We start from the raw sequence: 16,486 nt of genomic DNA, 5'->3' as shown, positions 1-16,486 counted from the left end.
GCAAAGTGAGATTTCTAATGGCTAATAAGCGTAAAGTAATCATTACCTGTGCAGTAACTGGTGCCATCCATACGCCTTCCATGTCGCCACACCTACCGATAACACCTGAAGAGATTGCCGAAGCCGGCATCGCTGCTGCTGAGGCAGGTGCTTCCATACTTCACCTCCATGCCCGCGATCCTGATAATGGCAAGCCCACACAAGATCCAACTATCTTCGAGCGTTTTCTGCCGCGTATCAAGAAAGCTACCAACGCGGTCATCAACCTTACCACTGGCGGCAGCCCGCATATGACTGTTGAAGAGCGCATGCGGCCAGCTATGGAGTTCAAACCCGAACTTGCTTCCATGAACATGGGGTCAATCAACTTTGGGCTATTCCCCATGCTCAACCGATATGAAAACCTTAAGTACGATTGGGAGCGTGCTCACCTTGAGAATAGTCGCGACCTAGTGTTCAAAAATACTTTTGCTGATATCGAAAAGGCTATGACCCTTGGTGCAAAGAATGGCACCCGGTTTGAATGCGAGTGTTACGATATTGGCCATCTCTACAATCTACGCAACCTGATGGATCGCGGTATCGTTAGCGGAAAAGTCTTTGTGCAAAGTGTATTTGGCATCCTGGGCGGTATCGGTCCTCATCCAGAGGATGTTATGCATATGCGCCGAACAGCCAACCGCTTATTCGGCGATGGTTACGAATGGTCAGTTCTGGGAGCCGGAGGCAATCAGATGCGGATTGCTGCTCAGGCGGCTGCCATTGGAGGTCATATTCGCGTCGGCCTTGAAGACTCGTTATGGCTTTCTCCAGGCAAGTTAGCTGAAAGCAATGCAGCACAAGTAGCCAAAGCACGCGAGATTCTCGAAGGCCTTTCCTTTGAAATAGCAACGCCTGACGAAGCGCGTGAGATACTTCAACTTAAAGGTGGCGATCAAGTCGGCTTCTAGGGAGATTGTTTGATGCCAGTATATCGACTCGACGATTACGTTCCCGATATAGCGCCAGGTGCCATGGTGATGGAAGAAGCTACATTGATTGGTCGTATTCATCTTGCACACGAAGTCTCTGTCTGGCCTGGAGCAGTACTGCGCGGCGATAACGAACCTATCACCGTAGGTGAGGGCAGCAATTTGCAGGATGGCTGTGTAGTACATACTGACCCAGGCTATCCGGTTAGGATTGGTCGCCAAGTGACTGTTGGGCATTTAGCCATGTTGCATGGTTGTAAAATTGGTGACGGCGTACTAGTCGGCATGAACGCCACGCTACTTAACGGTGCGGAGATTGGTGAGCATTGTATCATCGGTGCAGGGGCTCTAGTTACCGCCGGCAAGCGGTTTCCACCACGCTCGTTAATCGTGGGTGTGCCCGCTAAAGTGGTCAGAGAGCTAACTGATGAAGAAGTGCAGGGCGTGCTAGATAACAGCAAAAGTTACGCGAAAAAGATTGACCAATATAGGTCACTTAAAAAGCTGTGAGAGTGAGGACGGTAATTCACCGCCTTTGGTTCTGGTGAATAGGGTTGCCCATAATTGGGCGTCCCTTTGAGAGCATGGTTTATGAAAAGAAAATCCGTAACCTCCCGAGATGTGGCAAAGTTAGCCGGGGTGTCGCAGTCTGCGGTAAGTCGCAGCTTTTCGCCTGACGCTAAGGTGGCGGAAAAAACGCGTAAAAAGGTCATGGCGGCAGCCCGGGAACTTGGGTATCGCCCCAACTCCATTGCACGCTCGCTGATCACCAGGTCAAGCCGTACTATTGCTGTCGTAACTTATAGCCTCGAAAACCCTTTCTACAGTTTTATGTTAGAAAAGGCATCACGCTATTTCCAACAACAGGGTTACCATCTTCAGCTGTTTTTCGCTCCATCTGATAGCGGTTTTGAAACAGTAATCGACGATATCATCAGAAGCCAAGTTGAAGGTGTTTTAATGCTGGCTATTACATTGGATAGCGCACAAGCTAAAGAGGTGGCAGATTTTGGTATTCCATGCGTTGTTATCAATCGCACCGTCAACTTTGATGGCATTAGTCAGGTCGGCAGTGACAATCATAGTGGAGGTTATTGGGCAGGCCACTACCTTGCTTCACTGAGCCATCGCCGTATTGCCTATATGGCAGGGCTACCAAACTCTTCTACTGACCTTCAACGTAAAGCTGGCTTTCTAGAAGGGCTCGCCAAGGATGGACTAACTTGCCACGCAGTAGAAATTGGTAATTATCGTTATGCAGATGCCTGTCATGCGACTAGACGCCTCTTTGCTAGCTCTCCATCACCCGATGCGCTTTTTTGTGCCAATGATCTGATGGCAATTGCGGCTATTGACACGCTGCGGCATGAATTCGGCCTTTCCGTTCCCGGGGATGTTTCGGTTATTGGTTTTGACGACGTGCCGATGGCTGCTTGGCCAAGCCATTCTCTGACGACTCTGAAACAACCAGTGGAATTAATGGCGTCAAAGGCTACGGAGCTACTGATGGCGCAGATCAACCAAGTTAATACTGCACCAGAAAACATCATGCTACCTGTGACGCCGATGTTGCGTAGCAGTACTCGGCGCTCTACTCATGATTCCAAGAAGAGCTTAAAGGAGCTGCGTGATGCACATCATCATAGCGCCAGATAGCTATAAGGATGCACTATCGGCTAGAAAAGCAGTGGGTGCGATCGCAGACGGTATTCGTAAGGCAATACCATCTGCGCAATGGGATGAATGCCCAATGGGCGATGGTGGAGAGGGGACTTTAGATGCCTTAATTGTTGCTACAGAAGCGGAGCGACGTTGTGAGACGGTGAATGACTCTCTGGGGCGGCCTCGACTGGCAGAATGGGGTTGGCACTCCGTTAGCCGTACGGCATATATAGAATTGGCTGAAGCCTGTGGATTACAGCACCTGACGCCTATGGAGCGAACCGCAATGTATAGTTCTACCTACGGTGTGGGAGAGCTGATATTGACTGCTCTTGATGCGGGGGCTGAGAGAATCATACTCATGCTAGGTGGAAGCGCGACTAATGACGCAGGCGCAGGTATGTTACGGGCTTTGGGTGCAAGATTGCTTGATAACAAAGGCCGGCCTTTACCTCCGGGGGGTGCCGCTCTCAGCAATCTAGCTCAAATCGATCTTGATGGGCTTGATTCTCGTTTGTCTAAGGTGATTGTTGAAACGGCCGTAGATGTAGATAACCCGTTGATCGGCGATTGTGGCGCTAGTGTTGTATTCGGCCCTCAAAAAGGTGCAAGCGCAGAAGAGGTCGCCATACTGGACGCTGCACTCGCACATTTCGCTGACAAGGTGGCAGAGACTCTGGGAGAAGACTTCCGTGAACTACCCGGCTCAGGAGCAGCCGGAGGAATAGGCTTCGCGGCACGCACTTTTCTCGGAGCAAAGCTGCGTCCAGGTATTGAGCTAGTTATGACCCAGGTGGGGTTTCGACAACGACTTGAGCGTGCCGATTTGGTCATTACTGGCGAGGGAAGGCTAGACGGCCAGAGCATGGCAGGTAAAACCCCTATTGGTATTGCTCGTTGCGCACGGGAAATGGGGGTGCCAGTGGTTGTTTTGGCGGGTAGCCTCGGCGAAGGATGGCAGTCAGCTTATAACGAAGGCGTCACTGCTGTATTCGCTTTGGTAGATGGGCCTATGGAACTAGATGAGGCACTTATACGCTGTGCTGAACTGTTGTCAGATCAAAGCGAAAGTGTATTACGTTTGTTGCACTTAGTATCTCCACGTATTTGAGTTCTTGCTACCTAGCAGGACGTGCAGGCCCTACTCCAGTTTCAAAAACTCGTTATGGCCTAATGCTATCTATCGATAAAAGCTATCTACTTAATTTTCTCTTAGTTAATTTGTCGGGCATCGCTGCTAGGCTGTTATTTATATAAGTTACTTTCTGAAGCCATGAGCACGTTGGCAGAGGCAGGTGATCAATGTCCTATGAAATAACGCTTAAACGTATTTATGCGCCGATAGGTGATTGTGACGGCATTCGCGTGTTGGTTGATCGGTTATATCCTGGTGGACTGTCTCCCTGTTTCCTTGCACTGAATGAATGGTACCCTGAGATAGCACCTACATTTCAACTATGTCGCCAGTACCGTCAGCAACGAATCAGCAAATCGCTCTTTCTTGAGCGCTACAGAAGTGAGCTGAAAGCGTGCCCTGATAAGCTGCTGCCTTTAATGAGGTTCGCACGAGTGGGGCGAGTGACCCTACTCACTGCCGCTCGTCAAATTGGCGATTCCCACCTTTCGGTAATAAAAGAACTGACGCTATTAGCGCTTGCAGAGGAAGACGCGAGTGATCGTGAATTTTGCTCCTCTCCCTGCCTAGCGCACACGTTACCCACTTCCCAGCGTTAGGCCGTTTGCCTTAACACGCATGCAAATGGCAATAGCTTAATAAGCCCAGATAACCGCAAATAAAATACCCCATCCCAGAGCACTGGTAGCCATAATTGTGTAAGTGGCTGAGATAGTTGCAACATCAACTTCTTGCTGCGTGCAGAGTGCTTGTAAGCCGTGGTAAATCAAGCTGCAAGAGATGCCCAGCCCGCTAAGTATAATCACGACATTAAAAAATAAGTTGGGTACCAGGAGTGCCAACGACGAGGCAAATAAAGGCAGTGGTGAAAGCCCGGCAAGTAAATAGGCGTCTTGATAGCTAATAGATAGCTCTTCTGTTCCATTGACTACAGCGTAGATTACCCAGCCGATAGCGAAAAAACTCACTATCTCTGCAAGGAAAATAATGGTGGTGATAAAACGCCACTCTCGGTCAGCAAATCCCGTCATAAATGGATCGCCGTAATGGCTGCCTGCATAATAGAGCAGTATTGGCGGCAAGAGCGACATAGGTAAAACTACCCGCCATGCTAGTAAAGGAATGGAGGGGCAGGAAGTCTGTAACTCTTTCCAGCCTTCACGATGGTTGAAGGGTAATTTGAGAAAAGTGAGTGCTCGCACTTCAGGACTCCCTTGGAAGTGTAATTTCAATGATTAGGTGTTCTAAATTAGCGAGTTAGCCATAGTTGAGTATGTGGTCAACAGAGTTGAGAAAATGACTAAAAAAATTAAGTGTGCTGTATGGCATTTCGGTTAGTTGCCGCACAATAGAGGCACTGTCCGAATCCAATCGACGCGAACAGTGCCGTGATGCTACAGATGATGCTAACGTTTAGTGCTTGGCACTCTGTAAAGCCTGTTCTTCGATGTCTCTATCAACAGATGAGACGTAGTACTCGTCATCGAAAGCACCTTCTGGCTCCTTGAGCCACACCAAGCAGATAAGCCAACTGATAAAGGCGCCTGTCGCGATGATGTAGAAGAACTGCGATGGCGTGACAAAGGTAAAGATGGTGAGGTAAACCACCGCGCCAACATTGCCGTAGGCGCCGGCCATACCGGAGATTTGTCCTGTGATGCGGCGCTTGATGGAGGGAATGATACCGAAGGTTGCCCCCTCAGCCCCTTGCACGAAAATCGAGGTGCCAATGGTCACCGCAATGGCCAGAATGAGCGGCCAACTCGCATTGAGCATGGCCATCAGCAAGAACCCAACGCTAATGCCAAACATGTAGCACAGCATCACAAAACGCCGGTTACCCATGCGATCAGAAACCATGCCGCCCATGGGGCGCGCCACCAAGTTGACGAACGCGAACGATGCAGCGATCAGGCCGGCCGTAGCGGCATTTAGGCCCCAGGTCTCCTCAAAGAACATGGGCAGCATCGATACTACCGCTAGTTCAGCGCCGAAGTTGGCAAAATAGGTGCTGTTAAGCGCCGCCACACTGTTGAACGAGTATCTATCATCTTCCGGTACACCCTTACGCAGGATCGGTAGGTTGACTCTCAGGATCTGGACAATTTGATAGATAACGATGGCAGTAATGGCTAGATAAGCGATGGTCGCACCGGTAACTGATAAATAGCCCATATACTGAATACGCCAGACCAGGATGGCGAGTACGCCAACCAGAGGGATCGTCCAGATGATCAGCTTGATCATATCGCCCCAAGAGCTCACCTCCATGGCGGCGGATTTGCGTGGCTTACGGTGCGCCTGAGCATCCGGGCCATCGGTAATCGCGAACCAGTAGTAAACACTGTAAGCGGCCATAACAATAGCACTCTGGGCGATTGCCCAACGCCAGCCATCGGCGCCGCCATACATGCTCAGGGCAATGGTCGGCAGCGACATGGCCGCGACGGCGGAGCCGAAGTTACCCCAGCCAGCGTAGAAGCCTTCGGCGAAGCCGATATCCTTTGGCTTGAACCACAGCGCTGTCATGTGGATACCGACCACGAAGCTGGCGCCAATCGAACTCAGTACTAGGCGTGCCACTAGCAGTTGCGTCATGCTATTCCCGAAAGCAAACGCCAGCGCCGGTAGCGACATCGTTACCATAAGCACCGAGAACACCCGTCGTGGGCCGAACCGATCCAGTGCCATGCCAACGATGATGCGCGCGGGAATCGTTAAGGCGACGTTGCAGATAGCGAACAGCTTGAGATCATCCGTGGTCAGCCAGTCGACGCTCTTGAGCATGCTCGATGCAAGCGGCGCCATGTTGAACCACACGTAAAAGGTAATAAAGAAGGCAATCCAGGTCAGGTGCAAGGCCCGAATCTCGGGGCTGCGAAACTTGAATACAGCGGAAACTTTCATGGTCGTATCGTCCTGTGTCCCAAATGTGGTTTATGCCAAAGCAGGGGGTAGAGGCTACTTAAGGGCTGGGTAGGATCAGTAAGGGACACTCGGCGCGTCTGGCTAGGAACGAGCTGACGCTGCCAAACGTCATGTAGTCGAGTTCATCAACAAAATAAGTCAACGACTTGGCGATGATGCCGCCGTCCGGCTGATGGCTATGGCGGGCAATCACCAGTAGATCTGGCGTGAGTTTACGAGTGGCCTGAAGCAGCATCTTGCGTGCGTCACCCTCGGCGAGAAGCTGCTCGGCTTGAAAACCTTCTCCGATAGCGAACGCCACACCCTCCTGAAGGTGCTGTTTCAGCTCATTGTGTTCCTGCTGAAACAGCACTTCGTTGCTATCGGTAGCGTCGAGCGGGTTTTCCACTACGCCGACCAGTACCAAAAGAGGCTGATTACAGCGGAACATATTGACGACTTGAGCAAGAGCCAGCTTGGCGTTTCGCGAACCGTCATAGGCGATCATGATTTTCATGGTGTCCTCCCGCACTGGGGTAGGGGGTAAAGACCCGAAGCTTGGCTCCGGGCGCAAAGAAGCAAGCTATATTTAAGCGTTGTTAATCCGGGTCACGGGTTCTTAACGTAGGCACTCTTGCGGAGGTAGAACCACCAGTTAATGACCAGGCAGATGGCGTAGAAGACCGCAAAGCCATACATGGCAAGTTCTGGTGTGCCAGCTTGGATTTGCTCGCCCATTACCCGCGGGGCGATGAAGGCGCCATAGGCCGCGACGGCAGAGGTCCAGCCAAGAACCGGGCCTTTCTGCTGTTGGTCGAAAATCACCCCGATGCTGCGGAAGGTAGAGCCGTTGCCGATACCACTGGCGGCGAATAACACGATGAATAGCAGCAGGAATAGCCAAAAGAATTGATTAGGATCAGTGGCGTTATAGGCCTGCATCATCACGTAGCCAGTGGCGACAGAGACGACCACCATGATCGCTGAAATTATTTGGGTAACGATGGAGCCGCCTACTTTGTCGGAGATCCATCCGCCCAATGGGCGGATCAGCGCACCCACGAAGGGGCCTATCCAAGCCCAGGTTAAAGCGCTGGGCGCCTCAGGGTTGGCCACGCGAATCAGCGTGCCATCGGCAGTGGCCTGCATCATGTTGCCGAAGATGACGTTGATTGAGAGTGGCAGGGCCGCAGAGAAGCCGATAAAGGAGCCGAAGGTCAGAATATAGAGAATGGTCATTGACCAGGTGTGCTTATTGGAAAATATCGCGAACTGCTTCTGGATATTAGGCTTGATATCGCCAGGAATCAGGCGCAACAACACTAGGGTTAGAACAATGGTTAGCGGCAAGGCAATCCACATATTAAGCCAGCCAAGAGCCAGCATACCGATGATCGCGGTCACCATGCCGACGCCGTAGAGACCTAATATTTTGCTGAAAGCAGCAAGCGGTGAGCCAGGGTTGGGCGTAATAGTGCGAAGATTATTCATGCCGAACCAACCGGCGAACGCTAATGGGATCAGAAATACGAGCCAGATGAAGCCTGAATTCTGGATCCAAGTATCGGTACCTGCCTCTATCCGGCCAATCAACGTACCGCTAGCGCTTTGCAATTCCATTGGCGAACCCGCCATAGCACCGAAAATGCCGACGGTCATTACCAGTGGGATGACAATCTGCATGGTAGTAACGCCAAAATTACCCAAGCCTGCATTCATGCCTAGGGCGTAACCTTGTTGCTTGCTGGGATAAAAAGTGGAAATGTTGCTCATTGAACAAGCGAAGTTACCGCCACCGATACCGGAAAGTAGCGCCAACGCCTGGAATACCCACAACGGCGTGCCCGGGTTCATCAAGGCGATACCAGTGCCAGCAGCGGGGATCATCAATAGCGCGGTGGTCAGGAAGATAGTGTTACGCCCGCCAGCGATGCGGATCATGAATGATGCTGGGATGCGTAGTGTGGCACCTGCTAGACCGGCAAGCGCTGTTAGCGAAAATAGCTGGTTAACCGTGAACGAAAAACCCAGGTTCTGCATCTGGGTGGTAATCATTCCCCACATCATCCAGACCGCGAATCCCATCAGCAGGCTGGGGATGGATATCCATAGATTGCGGTTGGCGATGTGCTTGCCTTTCTGTTCCCAGAATTGGGCGTCTTCGACATCCCACTTCTCAATGTCGGCGTTTCTCTTGCTCATGGCGATTTCCCCTTGGCATCAAACCTATCTGCATCTAGCAGTCAGACAGCAAGATACGCTGGGGGAATAAATTGGGAAATAGGTGAAAATGACATGAAAAACAGCGACATACCTCTTGAGAGGTAGTCGCTGAAAAGTCTGGGTTGATTGATTTTAAAGAGAAAAAATCGACAGGGGGTAAAGGTGGGTCAGAGCAAAAGTACTTTGGAAGTCTTTGGAGGTAACCACACAGAATCGGCTAGTGATCGATACCTTCCTGGACTGCCCAGACGGCGGCTTCGACACGGGAGCGTAAGTTGAGCTTTTTGAGCAGATGCTTGACGTGAACCTTGACCGTGCCTTCGGTAATATCCAGCTTGCGTGCGATGAGCTTGTTGGAGAGCCCGCCAGCCAGCTGTTGCAGAATTTCGCGTTCACGCTGGGTTAGACTATGAATATCCGGAGTGGTGGGGGCATTGCGCTGATTACGCAGCGCTTCAGCGAGGAGGGCGGTTAGGCTTTCGCTGATGACCATGCGTCCCAAAGCAGCTTGGCGCAACTGGCGCACCATATCTTCAGGCTCCATATCCTTGAGCAGGTAACCGTCGGCACCGTTGCGCAGCGCCGCAACCACATCATCCTCATGGTCGGAAACAGTGAACATCACCACACGGCCGCTATAGTTGGCTTCTCGTAGGCGGCGCAAGGCTTCTAAGCCATTGACACCTGGCATGTTTAAATCCAGTAACACCAAGTCAGGCTCCCGTTCGAGAGCCAGTGCAATGCCCTCTTCAGGAGCGCCTGTCTCGGCAATCAGTTCAAGATCATCCTCTAGTTCAAGCAACTGAACGACGCCGCGCCGTAGTAGCGGGTGGTCATCAATAATCATCAGCGTGGCGGGTGTATCGTTGGCAGTGGTCAGTGTCATCAAGGAGCCCCTGTACCTAAGTGAAAGTCTGAGGCAGCCGTCACAGGCTGCTGCTGAATTAAGCGAGCGGTCAACGGGGTGAAGGCTATCTCAATGCTGGCTCCCCCTGTGGGGCGATTGGTGATACTCAGCTCCCCGTTCAGGGTGGTGGTTCGGTCGCGAATGATCACCAAGCCGTAGTGCATAGGTGGCGAACTATCGTCTTCCAGGCCGATACCATCATCCTCAATACGCACTAGCAGGCGAGCATCAGCGAAATGCACAGTGACCCCAGCCCAGTGGGCCTGGGCGTGCTTGTGGGTATTGGCCAGCGCCTCGCGAATGATCTGTAGCACGTGAATTTCTTCATTGGGATTAAGCAGATAAGGCGGCACATCGTAGTCAAGCTCAACTGTTATCTCCATGCGTTGGCTAAACTCTTCGATGGTTTGACGCAAGGCAGATTGCAGCCCTGGCCCCTCTAGCTTGAGCCGGAAAGTGGTCAGCAGTTCACGTAGTTGACGATAGGCACTGTTTAAACCGGTGCGCAGCTCGTCGAATACTTCAGCCTGCATCTCACGCGTGGCATCTTTTTGCTGCATACGTTCGAGCCGCGCAACCTGCATCTTTAGATAAGAGAGCGATTGGGCTAGCGAGTCGTGCAGTTCGCGGGCAATGATGGTCCGTTCGTTGATCAGCGTGACGTGCTGCTGCTCCTCGATACGCCGCTGCAGGTAAACCGCCGTGGCCAGCTGGTCGGCTAGCATGGTGAGCAGCCGTCGGGTGCTGTCGTTAAGCCGCTCCTGGTGATACCACACTTCCAGGGTGCCAAGCAGCGTGTCACCGACGCTGATCGGTAGCAGTAAACATTGGGACTGGTTATTGGACACCATCTCCAAGGGGCGAGGATCAATTAGGCAGGCGTGGCACTCCTGGTCACGGCAATACTCTGGTCGGGTACGTGAGTGGGTTTCCAAAACCGGCATTTCCCGTTGGTCGAAAGGATCGTTTAGGGAAAGCCGAATTGGCCCGATATCGAGCAGCTTTTCTAGCTCGCGCAGCATAGGTGCTGCGCTAGAGCAAAGGTCGTTACCGCCGCCATAAAGCGAACGGCTAGCATCATGCATGACTCGCAGCGCCTGATTGCTGCGCTCTAGTTCCTGTTTCTTGCGCGATACCTTGTCTTCCAATGCGGCGTAGCTGGTTGCCAGCTCGGCTGACATCTTATTAAAGGTATGTCCTAGCAAGGCCAGTTCATCGCTGCCGCGTAGCTCTGAACGCGGCTTGAAATTACGCTGCGCCGCCTCGCGGGCAAGTACCATCAGCTGGCGTAGCGGCACTACCAAGTTATGGCGAACATCGTAAAGGGCTATCGAAACCACGATAGCGATGAGTGCCAGAAAAAGCAGTTGCATCATCCCCAATAGCCGCACCTTGGCCTCGGTGCTTTGCTCCAGATAGGTCACTAGCACTTCAATGTCACTGACCATCGCAACGATCATCATCTCTAGGGTATCGAGGTCAAGAGCCGTGGCAGCGGCTGGAGCTTCAAGTGCCGGACGCAGCGAGTGCTGCCAGTAGTTTTGAAGTTTTTCCAACTGACGGCGGCGCTCATGACGATCATCACGGGGGATCGTTTGCTGTAGCGTTGTGCCATGCAAACGCTGATCGAAGCGTAAAATGAGTGCTTCGAGCTGCTCCTCGCTTGTCTTCTTTGGAGCATACTCCAGGCGTTGCAAGGCTCCCATAATCTGGTAGGCATTCATGCGTAATGAGCCAGCAACATTAATCGCGGCAGCATCGCCACGGCTGCTGTTAGACATTGCCATGGTCAAAGTAATGCTGATAAAGGCCATCCCGCTAATGGCAAGCAGGGATGCGATAATGCGAGCAACCAAGGAGCGCTGAAGTAATTTCATGGCATTTCCGATAGCGCGGAAGAGGTAAGGGCGCGTGGCACTGTCTGCATTTCGATACGAGGGCTATTCCTTTGGGGTTAGCCAGTCTACCTCCGATGCCTTTTGACCGACGCCTAGTATTTACCGACAATTCTGGCACGTCTTCCGATGTCTTTATACCTTCGCTGGGAAACACTATGCCATCGTCTGTGCCGCCTCCCACGTTGGAGACATCAATACAGCCAGTGAATGGTTATCAGTTGCTGGTAGCCATGCTGCTAATGCCGTTAGCAAGCGCTTTAGCGGTGGCGAGCTGGACACTTTATGGCCTGCTCGCAAAGCAGCCTATCTATGTGCTGGTACCGTTGATGAGTGGTGCATTGTTGGCGTGGCCAGCCTGGTATATCGCCAAACGGGGCGACACCTGCCGCTTGATGCAGTGGCTACTATTGGGGCTAGCGTTGGCGCTGGGCGGATTTGGGATGGCTAGCCAGCCGTGGGAGTTTTTGTTGGTGGGGGCTGGGCTTGGACTAGGAGGCGCGGTGATTACGACGGGCATCGTCCACGCCAAAGGTTGGATGCCTGACCGTTGGGTGTGTCTTTGTGTCGCCCTTTTTCTATCGTTAGCGGCAGGCGTCGGACTTTCCCTACGAATAGCACCTTTGGTTGTCCAAGCCTATGGTTGGCGCGCCGCGCCACTTAGCCTGCTGATCCCTCTGTTTATGGTAATGCTGCTGCTGTGGCTTTTCGTAGCGTCACCCGAATAATGCTGCCTATTAGTCTCACTTGTTCACTCTTGCCGATTGATTCTTAACTACTAGCGATAAGGCTCATTTTATGACCAGCGATTTTATGATTATAGCGACGTTTGCCGATTTACTGCGGGAAGCACGTAAACAACCTAAGCCACAGCGCCTGCTATTTGTGTTCGTGCGCGCAGAGCTGCCCGATTTCCCCGATGCTGAACAGCGCCGTCGCTTCGAACAGGGGGAAGGGGGTGTGTTGGTGCCGGTGGTCTGCGTAGATAAGTCGACGCAGGAATTGACCAGTATGGCGGCGTTGGTCGAGGAGTCACGCCGAACCGAGATCGAATGGGATCTAGTCTTCACAGCTGCCATGGATGACCCCAAAGATGACGCCGAGGTTGAACGCCAGCTTCAGCGTATGATGGAGTCGCTGCAAATGGGTACTATCGCCACCTATCTTGCCTTCGATCATCACGGCAATGCGGTTAACGTCGGCTAGGGATGCTTACCATGGAACACTATTTCCTCATCAAGCATTTGCACATGACGGCCGCTGCGCTGAGCATCACGCTCTTCGTCGTGCGCGCTTGGTGGTCGGTGCAGGAAAGCCCGCGACTCAACGCTCGTTGGGTCAAGGTATTGCCCCATCTTATTGATACGGCTTTGTTGGGGCTGGGAGTGACTTTGATGGTGTTGCTTTCCATATGGCCCTGGCAGCTTCCCTGGCTTGGCGCCAAGCTATTAGCACTGCTGGTCTATATTGGTGTCGGCACCATTGCGATTAAGCGCGGGGCGACGCCAACGGTGCGGGCCTTGGCAGCGGTAGTGGCGGTGGCTGTCTTTGCCTATATGGTGGGGGCTGCTATTCATCACAGCCCGCTATCCTGGTTGGCCTGAGAAGCTTGGCTCTTATCTCGAAATGATAACTCTAACTGAGCGTTATTAAGCTGGGTCGAGTGGGCGTGAGGGGCCAAAGTGCTCGAAGTGTCGGCGATCCTCGTCGACTCCCAATTCAGACAACGCATTATTAATTGCTGTCATAAACCCTTGAGGACCGACGAAATAGCAGCGTGCCTTAAGATCAGGCAGGTAGTGAGCTAATAAGCTGCGGTCGATACGTCCAATATGTTCGGCTTCGTTGCCGCGCTCATGAATACGGACAGCCTGAAGGCGTTGAGGATACTCGCTCTTCAGTGCGTCTAATTCATCTTTAAAGGCCTGATGTTCGGCATCCAGGGCCGCGTGTAGATAGGTGACTTGCCGCCCAAGGTACAAGGCTTGTCTTGCCATGGGGAGCAGGGGCGTTTGACCAACGCCGCCGCTGGCAAGCAACAGAGGCTCATCGCCTTCAATCAGCGTGAGGTCGCCTGCTGGCGGTAACAGTTCTAAGGTATCGCCTGGTTGTAAGGCATCGTGGAAGTGGCGGCTGACTTGGCCCTGTTCTTCGCGTTTGATCGAGATCCGGTAGCTCCGGCCATTGGGTATATCCGAAAGGCTGTAATGTCGATAGACCAGTTCGCCGTTAATGGTCAAACGTACGCCGATATACTGACCTGGCTCATGGTCAGCCACACGACCGCCATCCTCAGGTTCAAGGATAAACGATCGAATTAAAGCGCTTTCCTGCTGGGTACTGGCAATCTTGAAACGGCGTGCGCCACGCCATCCGCCAGGGCGCTGTTCAAACTCGCGATAGCGCTGATCTTCCAGGTCGATCAACAGGGCGGCAAGTTCGTTATACAGAGCGCCCCAGGCATCGGCTATTTCTGGTGTCACGGCATCACCGAGTACCTCGCCAATGGCGGCCAGCAAACACTCACCGACAATAGGGTACTGCTCGGGAAGAATGCCTAGCGAGACGTGTTTACTGACCACGACATCCAAAGTAGCACGCGCCTGAGCTGGATTACTGCGTAGTTGCACATAGGCCAACACGGCGTTGGCCAGTGCGCGGGGCTGACCACCGCTTTGCTGGTGTACCTCATTAAAGAGGGGCTTAACCTCTGGATAGCGGGTGAACATCAGTGGATAGAAGCGTTGGGTAATCGCATTCAGGTGTTCGGCCACGATGGGGGCTGTCGCGTTAATCAGCTTTTCCTGCTCATGTGTTAGCACTGTTACTACCTCGATACTTTAAGATGTATTGAAAATGCATCTTAAATCCGCAGGCCTTTAAATGCTAGCCATAAGATGTATTTTTGATACATGTCATGGTCTTTGATGGTGGCTAGGCGCACACTCATATTTCCAAGTAAATTAGTCGGGATTACGCCATGCCAACGACCACCTCATCCCAGCCTGCTTCTAAGCTTGAGCATTTACCCTTAATGCGCTTGGCTTTTAGGCCTTTCTTTCTGCTGGCCGCGCTGTTTAGTGTGGCGTCCCTTTTGGTGTGGTTGGCCTTCTGGCACGGCACTATTTTGCTGCGACCTTATGGCGGTCTGGTGTTCTGGCATCAGCATGAAATGTTGTTTGGCTTTGCCGCGGCGGTGGTAGCGGGATTTTTACTAACCGCTGTGCGTAACTGGACAGGGTTGCCGAGTTTAAACGGCGGGCCGCTATTGGGTCTGGTGGTGCTATGGCTATTGGGTAGGGGGCTGATGGCTTTCCCCATGGGGCTGCCGGAGTGGCTGCTGCTGGCGGTTGACCTAGCGTTTCTGCCAATTGTCGCTATGGTTATGGCGCGTCTAGTTATCACCGCAAAGCGTTGGCGCAACTTGATCTTTGTACCTGTGCTGTTGCTGTTGGCCACGGCTAATCTGGCGATGCACTTAGGAGTCATGCAAGGTGATGCCGAGCTGATCCGCCAAGCTGCCTACTTAGCCGTGCTGTTAATTACCTTGATGATGGCCGTCGTTGGCGGGCGTGTGATTGCCATGTTTACTGCCAATCGTTTGAGCCGCACCAAGCCTGAACCGATTGCTTTACTCGAAAGAGTAACGCTGGTTAGCACGGCTGGCGTCGTCCTGCTGCAGCTTGTCATCATGCTTGGTGTTGCCATGCCTGCTTCATTAATGGCTGGGGTGATGCTCTTAGCGGCGCTGGCTAATAGTGTTCGCATGGCGCGCTGGGGTGGGCTGCACAGTTGGCGCGAGCCTTTACTTTGGGGGCTCCACGGTAGCTACGCCTGCATTCCACTAGGGCTTATCATGTGGGGCTTGGCACTGATGGGGCTGATGCGCGTTGAGATTGCCGTACATGCCCTGACCATTGGTGGTATGGGCACCATGATGCTGGCCATGATGGCCAGGGTTGCGCTAGGCCATACGGGCCGCCCCATACGCACATTGCCTGGTATTGGTGTGGCGTTGGGCTTAATGCTAATAGCCGCCTTAGTGCGCTCACCCGTCCTGGCGTTATTTCCCCAGATTACCCACTGGACCTATACGCTGAGCATCATCTTCTGGTGCTTGGCCTACGCAATATTTCTCGCGCACTATACTTGGCCGTTGATGCAGGCGCGAGTCGACGGGCAGGATGGCTAGCGGTGCTAAGCGCTGACGGTAGGAATGCGCATAAGTTGCGCCAGTTGAGACTGTTGACTGCCCAGCAGGTCGGCCAATGTGTAGTGGTCGAGTACACTTAGAAATGCTGATAGGGCATCATTAAGTATCGGCTGAAGGCGACATGCCGGTGTAATGATGCAGGCGTTGTCGCTATGAAAGCACTCCACTAACCCCATGTCATGCTCCATATCGCGAACTAACTCGCCTAGCCTAATGGTTGCAGGGGCCCGTGTCAGCAGTAAGCCGCCATTCTTGCCACGAATGGCGGTAACGTAGTTCTTTTGACTTAGCTCCTGAACGATTTTCATCAAATGATTGCGTGAGATATTAAAGGTCTCGGCAATTTCATTAATCGTAGAGCGCTCTTCCCCCTTGGCCGCAAGAAAGATCAAGACGCGTATCGAATAATCTGTGAATCGGGTGAGATGCATGGAGTGCGCTTTGCTCTGATAGTATTCAGCGATAAAAAGTATATTGTATGAATGTTCAGTGAGTTGCAATGTAAACGTAGTTGAAAGCCTGCGAGCATACGTCTATTCCTTTACGTTGGTCGCTCTATCACCTTGGGGGTAG

Annotated in this window: 17 protein-coding genes; 9 read left to right on the top strand and 8 right to left on the bottom strand. The window is 52.5% G+C overall.

Annotation, left to right across the window (positions count from 1 at the left end):
- Positions 1 to 17 precede the first annotated feature (17 nt).
- The 5 genes from kce to IR195_RS11470 all read left to right on the top strand — a co-directional run bounded on the left by kce (position 18) and on the right by IR195_RS11470 (position 4,367).
- Positions 18 to 950: a 3,5-dioxohexanoate:acetyl-CoA acetone transferase gene (kce, locus tag IR195_RS11490; RefSeq protein ID WP_206047591.1), complete on the top strand. Its 933-nt coding sequence runs from the start codon at positions 18 to 20 to the stop codon at positions 948 to 950.
- 12 nt (positions 951 to 962) lie between these two features.
- Entirely contained in the window at positions 963 to 1,481 is a 519-nt protein-coding gene (locus IR195_RS11485; protein ID WP_206047590.1) for a gamma carbonic anhydrase family protein, read from the top strand.
- A gap of 81 nt (positions 1,482 to 1,562) precedes the next feature.
- Positions 1,563 to 2,627, top strand: coding sequence for a LacI family DNA-binding transcriptional regulator (locus IR195_RS11480; protein ID WP_206047589.1), 1,065 nt, complete (start codon positions 1,563 to 1,565; stop codon positions 2,625 to 2,627).
- Positions 2,602 to 3,744: a glycerate kinase gene (locus IR195_RS11475; protein WP_206047588.1), complete on the top strand. Its 1,143-nt coding sequence runs from the start codon at positions 2,602 to 2,604 to the stop codon at positions 3,742 to 3,744. The genes IR195_RS11480 and IR195_RS11475 overlap by 26 nt, the downstream gene beginning before the upstream one ends.
- A gap of 191 nt (positions 3,745 to 3,935) precedes the next feature.
- Positions 3,936 to 4,367, top strand: a complete 432-nt coding sequence (locus tag IR195_RS11470; RefSeq protein ID WP_206047587.1) for a DUF488 domain-containing protein — start codon at positions 3,936 to 3,938, stop codon at positions 4,365 to 4,367.
- A 36-nt stretch (positions 4,368 to 4,403) separates the two neighbouring features.
- On the opposite strand, the gene IR195_RS11465 is transcribed toward IR195_RS11470, so the two are convergent.
- The 6 genes from IR195_RS11465 to IR195_RS11440 form a co-directional block, all read right to left on the bottom strand.
- Complete coding sequence (locus IR195_RS11465) at positions 4,404 to 4,970, bottom strand: YIP1 family protein (RefSeq protein WP_241006708.1); 567 nt, start codon at positions 4,968 to 4,970, stop codon at positions 4,404 to 4,406.
- A gap of 211 nt (positions 4,971 to 5,181) precedes the next feature.
- Positions 5,182 to 6,675 (bottom strand): MFS transporter, encoded by a 1,494-nt coding sequence (locus IR195_RS11460; protein WP_206047585.1) that lies wholly within the window; start codon positions 6,673 to 6,675, stop codon positions 5,182 to 5,184.
- Positions 6,676 to 6,733: 58 nt separating this feature from the next.
- Positions 6,734 to 7,192, bottom strand: coding sequence for a universal stress protein (locus IR195_RS11455; RefSeq protein ID WP_125748564.1), 459 nt, complete (start codon positions 7,190 to 7,192; stop codon positions 6,734 to 6,736).
- Between the two features lie 92 nt (positions 7,193 to 7,284).
- A complete protein-coding gene (locus tag IR195_RS11450) occupies positions 7,285 to 8,877 on the bottom strand; it encodes an MFS transporter (protein WP_206047584.1) in 1,593 nt (530 codons plus the stop codon).
- A gap of 238 nt (positions 8,878 to 9,115) precedes the next feature.
- Positions 9,116 to 9,784, bottom strand: coding sequence for a two-component system response regulator NarL (gene narL, locus IR195_RS11445; protein WP_125748558.1), 669 nt, complete (start codon positions 9,782 to 9,784; stop codon positions 9,116 to 9,118).
- Complete coding sequence (locus tag IR195_RS11440) at positions 9,784 to 11,682, bottom strand: type IV pili methyl-accepting chemotaxis transducer N-terminal domain-containing protein (protein ID WP_125748555.1); 1,899 nt, start codon at positions 11,680 to 11,682, stop codon at positions 9,784 to 9,786. The genes narL and IR195_RS11440 overlap by 1 nt, the downstream gene beginning before the upstream one ends.
- A 176-nt stretch (positions 11,683 to 11,858) precedes the next feature.
- On the opposite strand from IR195_RS11440, the gene IR195_RS11435 reads away from it, so the two are divergent.
- The 3 genes from IR195_RS11435 to IR195_RS11425 all read left to right on the top strand — a co-directional run bounded on the left by IR195_RS11435 (position 11,859) and on the right by IR195_RS11425 (position 13,304).
- A complete protein-coding gene (locus IR195_RS11435; protein ID WP_241006707.1) occupies positions 11,859 to 12,428 on the top strand; it encodes a hypothetical protein in 570 nt (189 codons plus the stop codon).
- Positions 12,429 to 12,498: 70 nt separating this feature from the next.
- Positions 12,499 to 12,906: a ribonucleotide reductase subunit alpha gene (locus IR195_RS11430; protein WP_241006706.1), complete on the top strand. Its 408-nt coding sequence runs from the start codon at positions 12,499 to 12,501 to the stop codon at positions 12,904 to 12,906.
- 11 nt (positions 12,907 to 12,917) lie between these two features.
- Positions 12,918 to 13,304 (top strand): SirB2 family protein, encoded by a 387-nt coding sequence (locus IR195_RS11425; protein WP_206047583.1) that lies wholly within the window; start codon positions 12,918 to 12,920, stop codon positions 13,302 to 13,304.
- 45 nt (positions 13,305 to 13,349) lie between these two features.
- On the opposite strand, the gene hmpA is transcribed toward IR195_RS11425, so the two are convergent.
- Positions 13,350 to 14,522 (bottom strand): NO-inducible flavohemoprotein, encoded by a 1,173-nt coding sequence (gene hmpA / locus IR195_RS11420; RefSeq protein ID WP_206047582.1) that lies wholly within the window; start codon positions 14,520 to 14,522, stop codon positions 13,350 to 13,352.
- A gap of 158 nt (positions 14,523 to 14,680) precedes the next feature.
- Between hmpA and IR195_RS11415 the strand changes: the two genes are divergently transcribed.
- Positions 14,681 to 15,892: an NnrS family protein gene (locus tag IR195_RS11415; protein ID WP_206047581.1), complete on the top strand. Its 1,212-nt coding sequence runs from the start codon at positions 14,681 to 14,683 to the stop codon at positions 15,890 to 15,892.
- Between the two features lie 5 nt (positions 15,893 to 15,897).
- Here the strand turns inward: IR195_RS11415 and IR195_RS11410 are convergent, their stop codons facing one another.
- Positions 15,898 to 16,344, bottom strand: a complete 447-nt coding sequence (locus IR195_RS11410; RefSeq protein ID WP_172420958.1) for an Rrf2 family transcriptional regulator — start codon at positions 16,342 to 16,344, stop codon at positions 15,898 to 15,900.
- Between the last annotated feature and the right edge of the window lie 142 nt (positions 16,345 to 16,486).

The sequence above is a fragment of the Vreelandella venusta genome (assembly GCF_015689495.1).
Lineage (GTDB): Bacteria > Pseudomonadota > Gammaproteobacteria > Pseudomonadales > Halomonadaceae > Vreelandella > Vreelandella venusta.
Note: the sequence above shows the minus strand (reverse complement) of the source record. Positions and strands in the feature narration are given on the sequence as shown.

Coding starts and splice junctions, on each gene's coding strand:
- IR195_RS11430 (WP_241006706.1), top strand. CDS start 12,499: ATGACCAGCGATTTTATGATTATAGCGACGTTTGCCGATTTACTGCGG.
- IR195_RS11435 (WP_241006707.1), top strand. CDS start 11,859: ATGCCATCGTCTGTGCCGCCTCCCACGTTGGAGACATCAATACAGCCA.
- IR195_RS11480 (WP_206047589.1), top strand. CDS start 1,563: ATGAAAAGAAAATCCGTAACCTCCCGAGATGTGGCAAAGTTAGCCGGG.
- IR195_RS11415 (WP_206047581.1), top strand. CDS start 14,681: ATGCCAACGACCACCTCATCCCAGCCTGCTTCTAAGCTTGAGCATTTA.
- IR195_RS11410 (WP_172420958.1), bottom strand. CDS start 16,344: ATGCATCTCACCCGATTCACAGATTATTCGATACGCGTCTTGATCTTT.
- narL (WP_125748558.1), bottom strand. CDS start 9,784: ATGACACTGACCACTGCCAACGATACACCCGCCACGCTGATGATTATT.
- kce (WP_206047591.1), top strand. CDS start 18: ATGGCTAATAAGCGTAAAGTAATCATTACCTGTGCAGTAACTGGTGCC.
- IR195_RS11450 (WP_206047584.1), bottom strand. CDS start 8,877: ATGAGCAAGAGAAACGCCGACATTGAGAAGTGGGATGTCGAAGACGCC.
- IR195_RS11425 (WP_206047583.1), top strand. CDS start 12,918: ATGGAACACTATTTCCTCATCAAGCATTTGCACATGACGGCCGCTGCG.
- IR195_RS11485 (WP_206047590.1), top strand. CDS start 963: ATGCCAGTATATCGACTCGACGATTACGTTCCCGATATAGCGCCAGGT.
- IR195_RS11470 (WP_206047587.1), top strand. CDS start 3,936: ATGTCCTATGAAATAACGCTTAAACGTATTTATGCGCCGATAGGTGAT.
- IR195_RS11440 (WP_125748555.1), bottom strand. CDS start 11,682: ATGAAATTACTTCAGCGCTCCTTGGTTGCTCGCATTATCGCATCCCTG.
- IR195_RS11455 (WP_125748564.1), bottom strand. CDS start 7,192: ATGAAAATCATGATCGCCTATGACGGTTCGCGAAACGCCAAGCTGGCT.
- IR195_RS11460 (WP_206047585.1), bottom strand. CDS start 6,675: ATGAAAGTTTCCGCTGTATTCAAGTTTCGCAGCCCCGAGATTCGGGCC.
- IR195_RS11475 (WP_206047588.1), top strand. CDS start 2,602: ATGCACATCATCATAGCGCCAGATAGCTATAAGGATGCACTATCGGCT.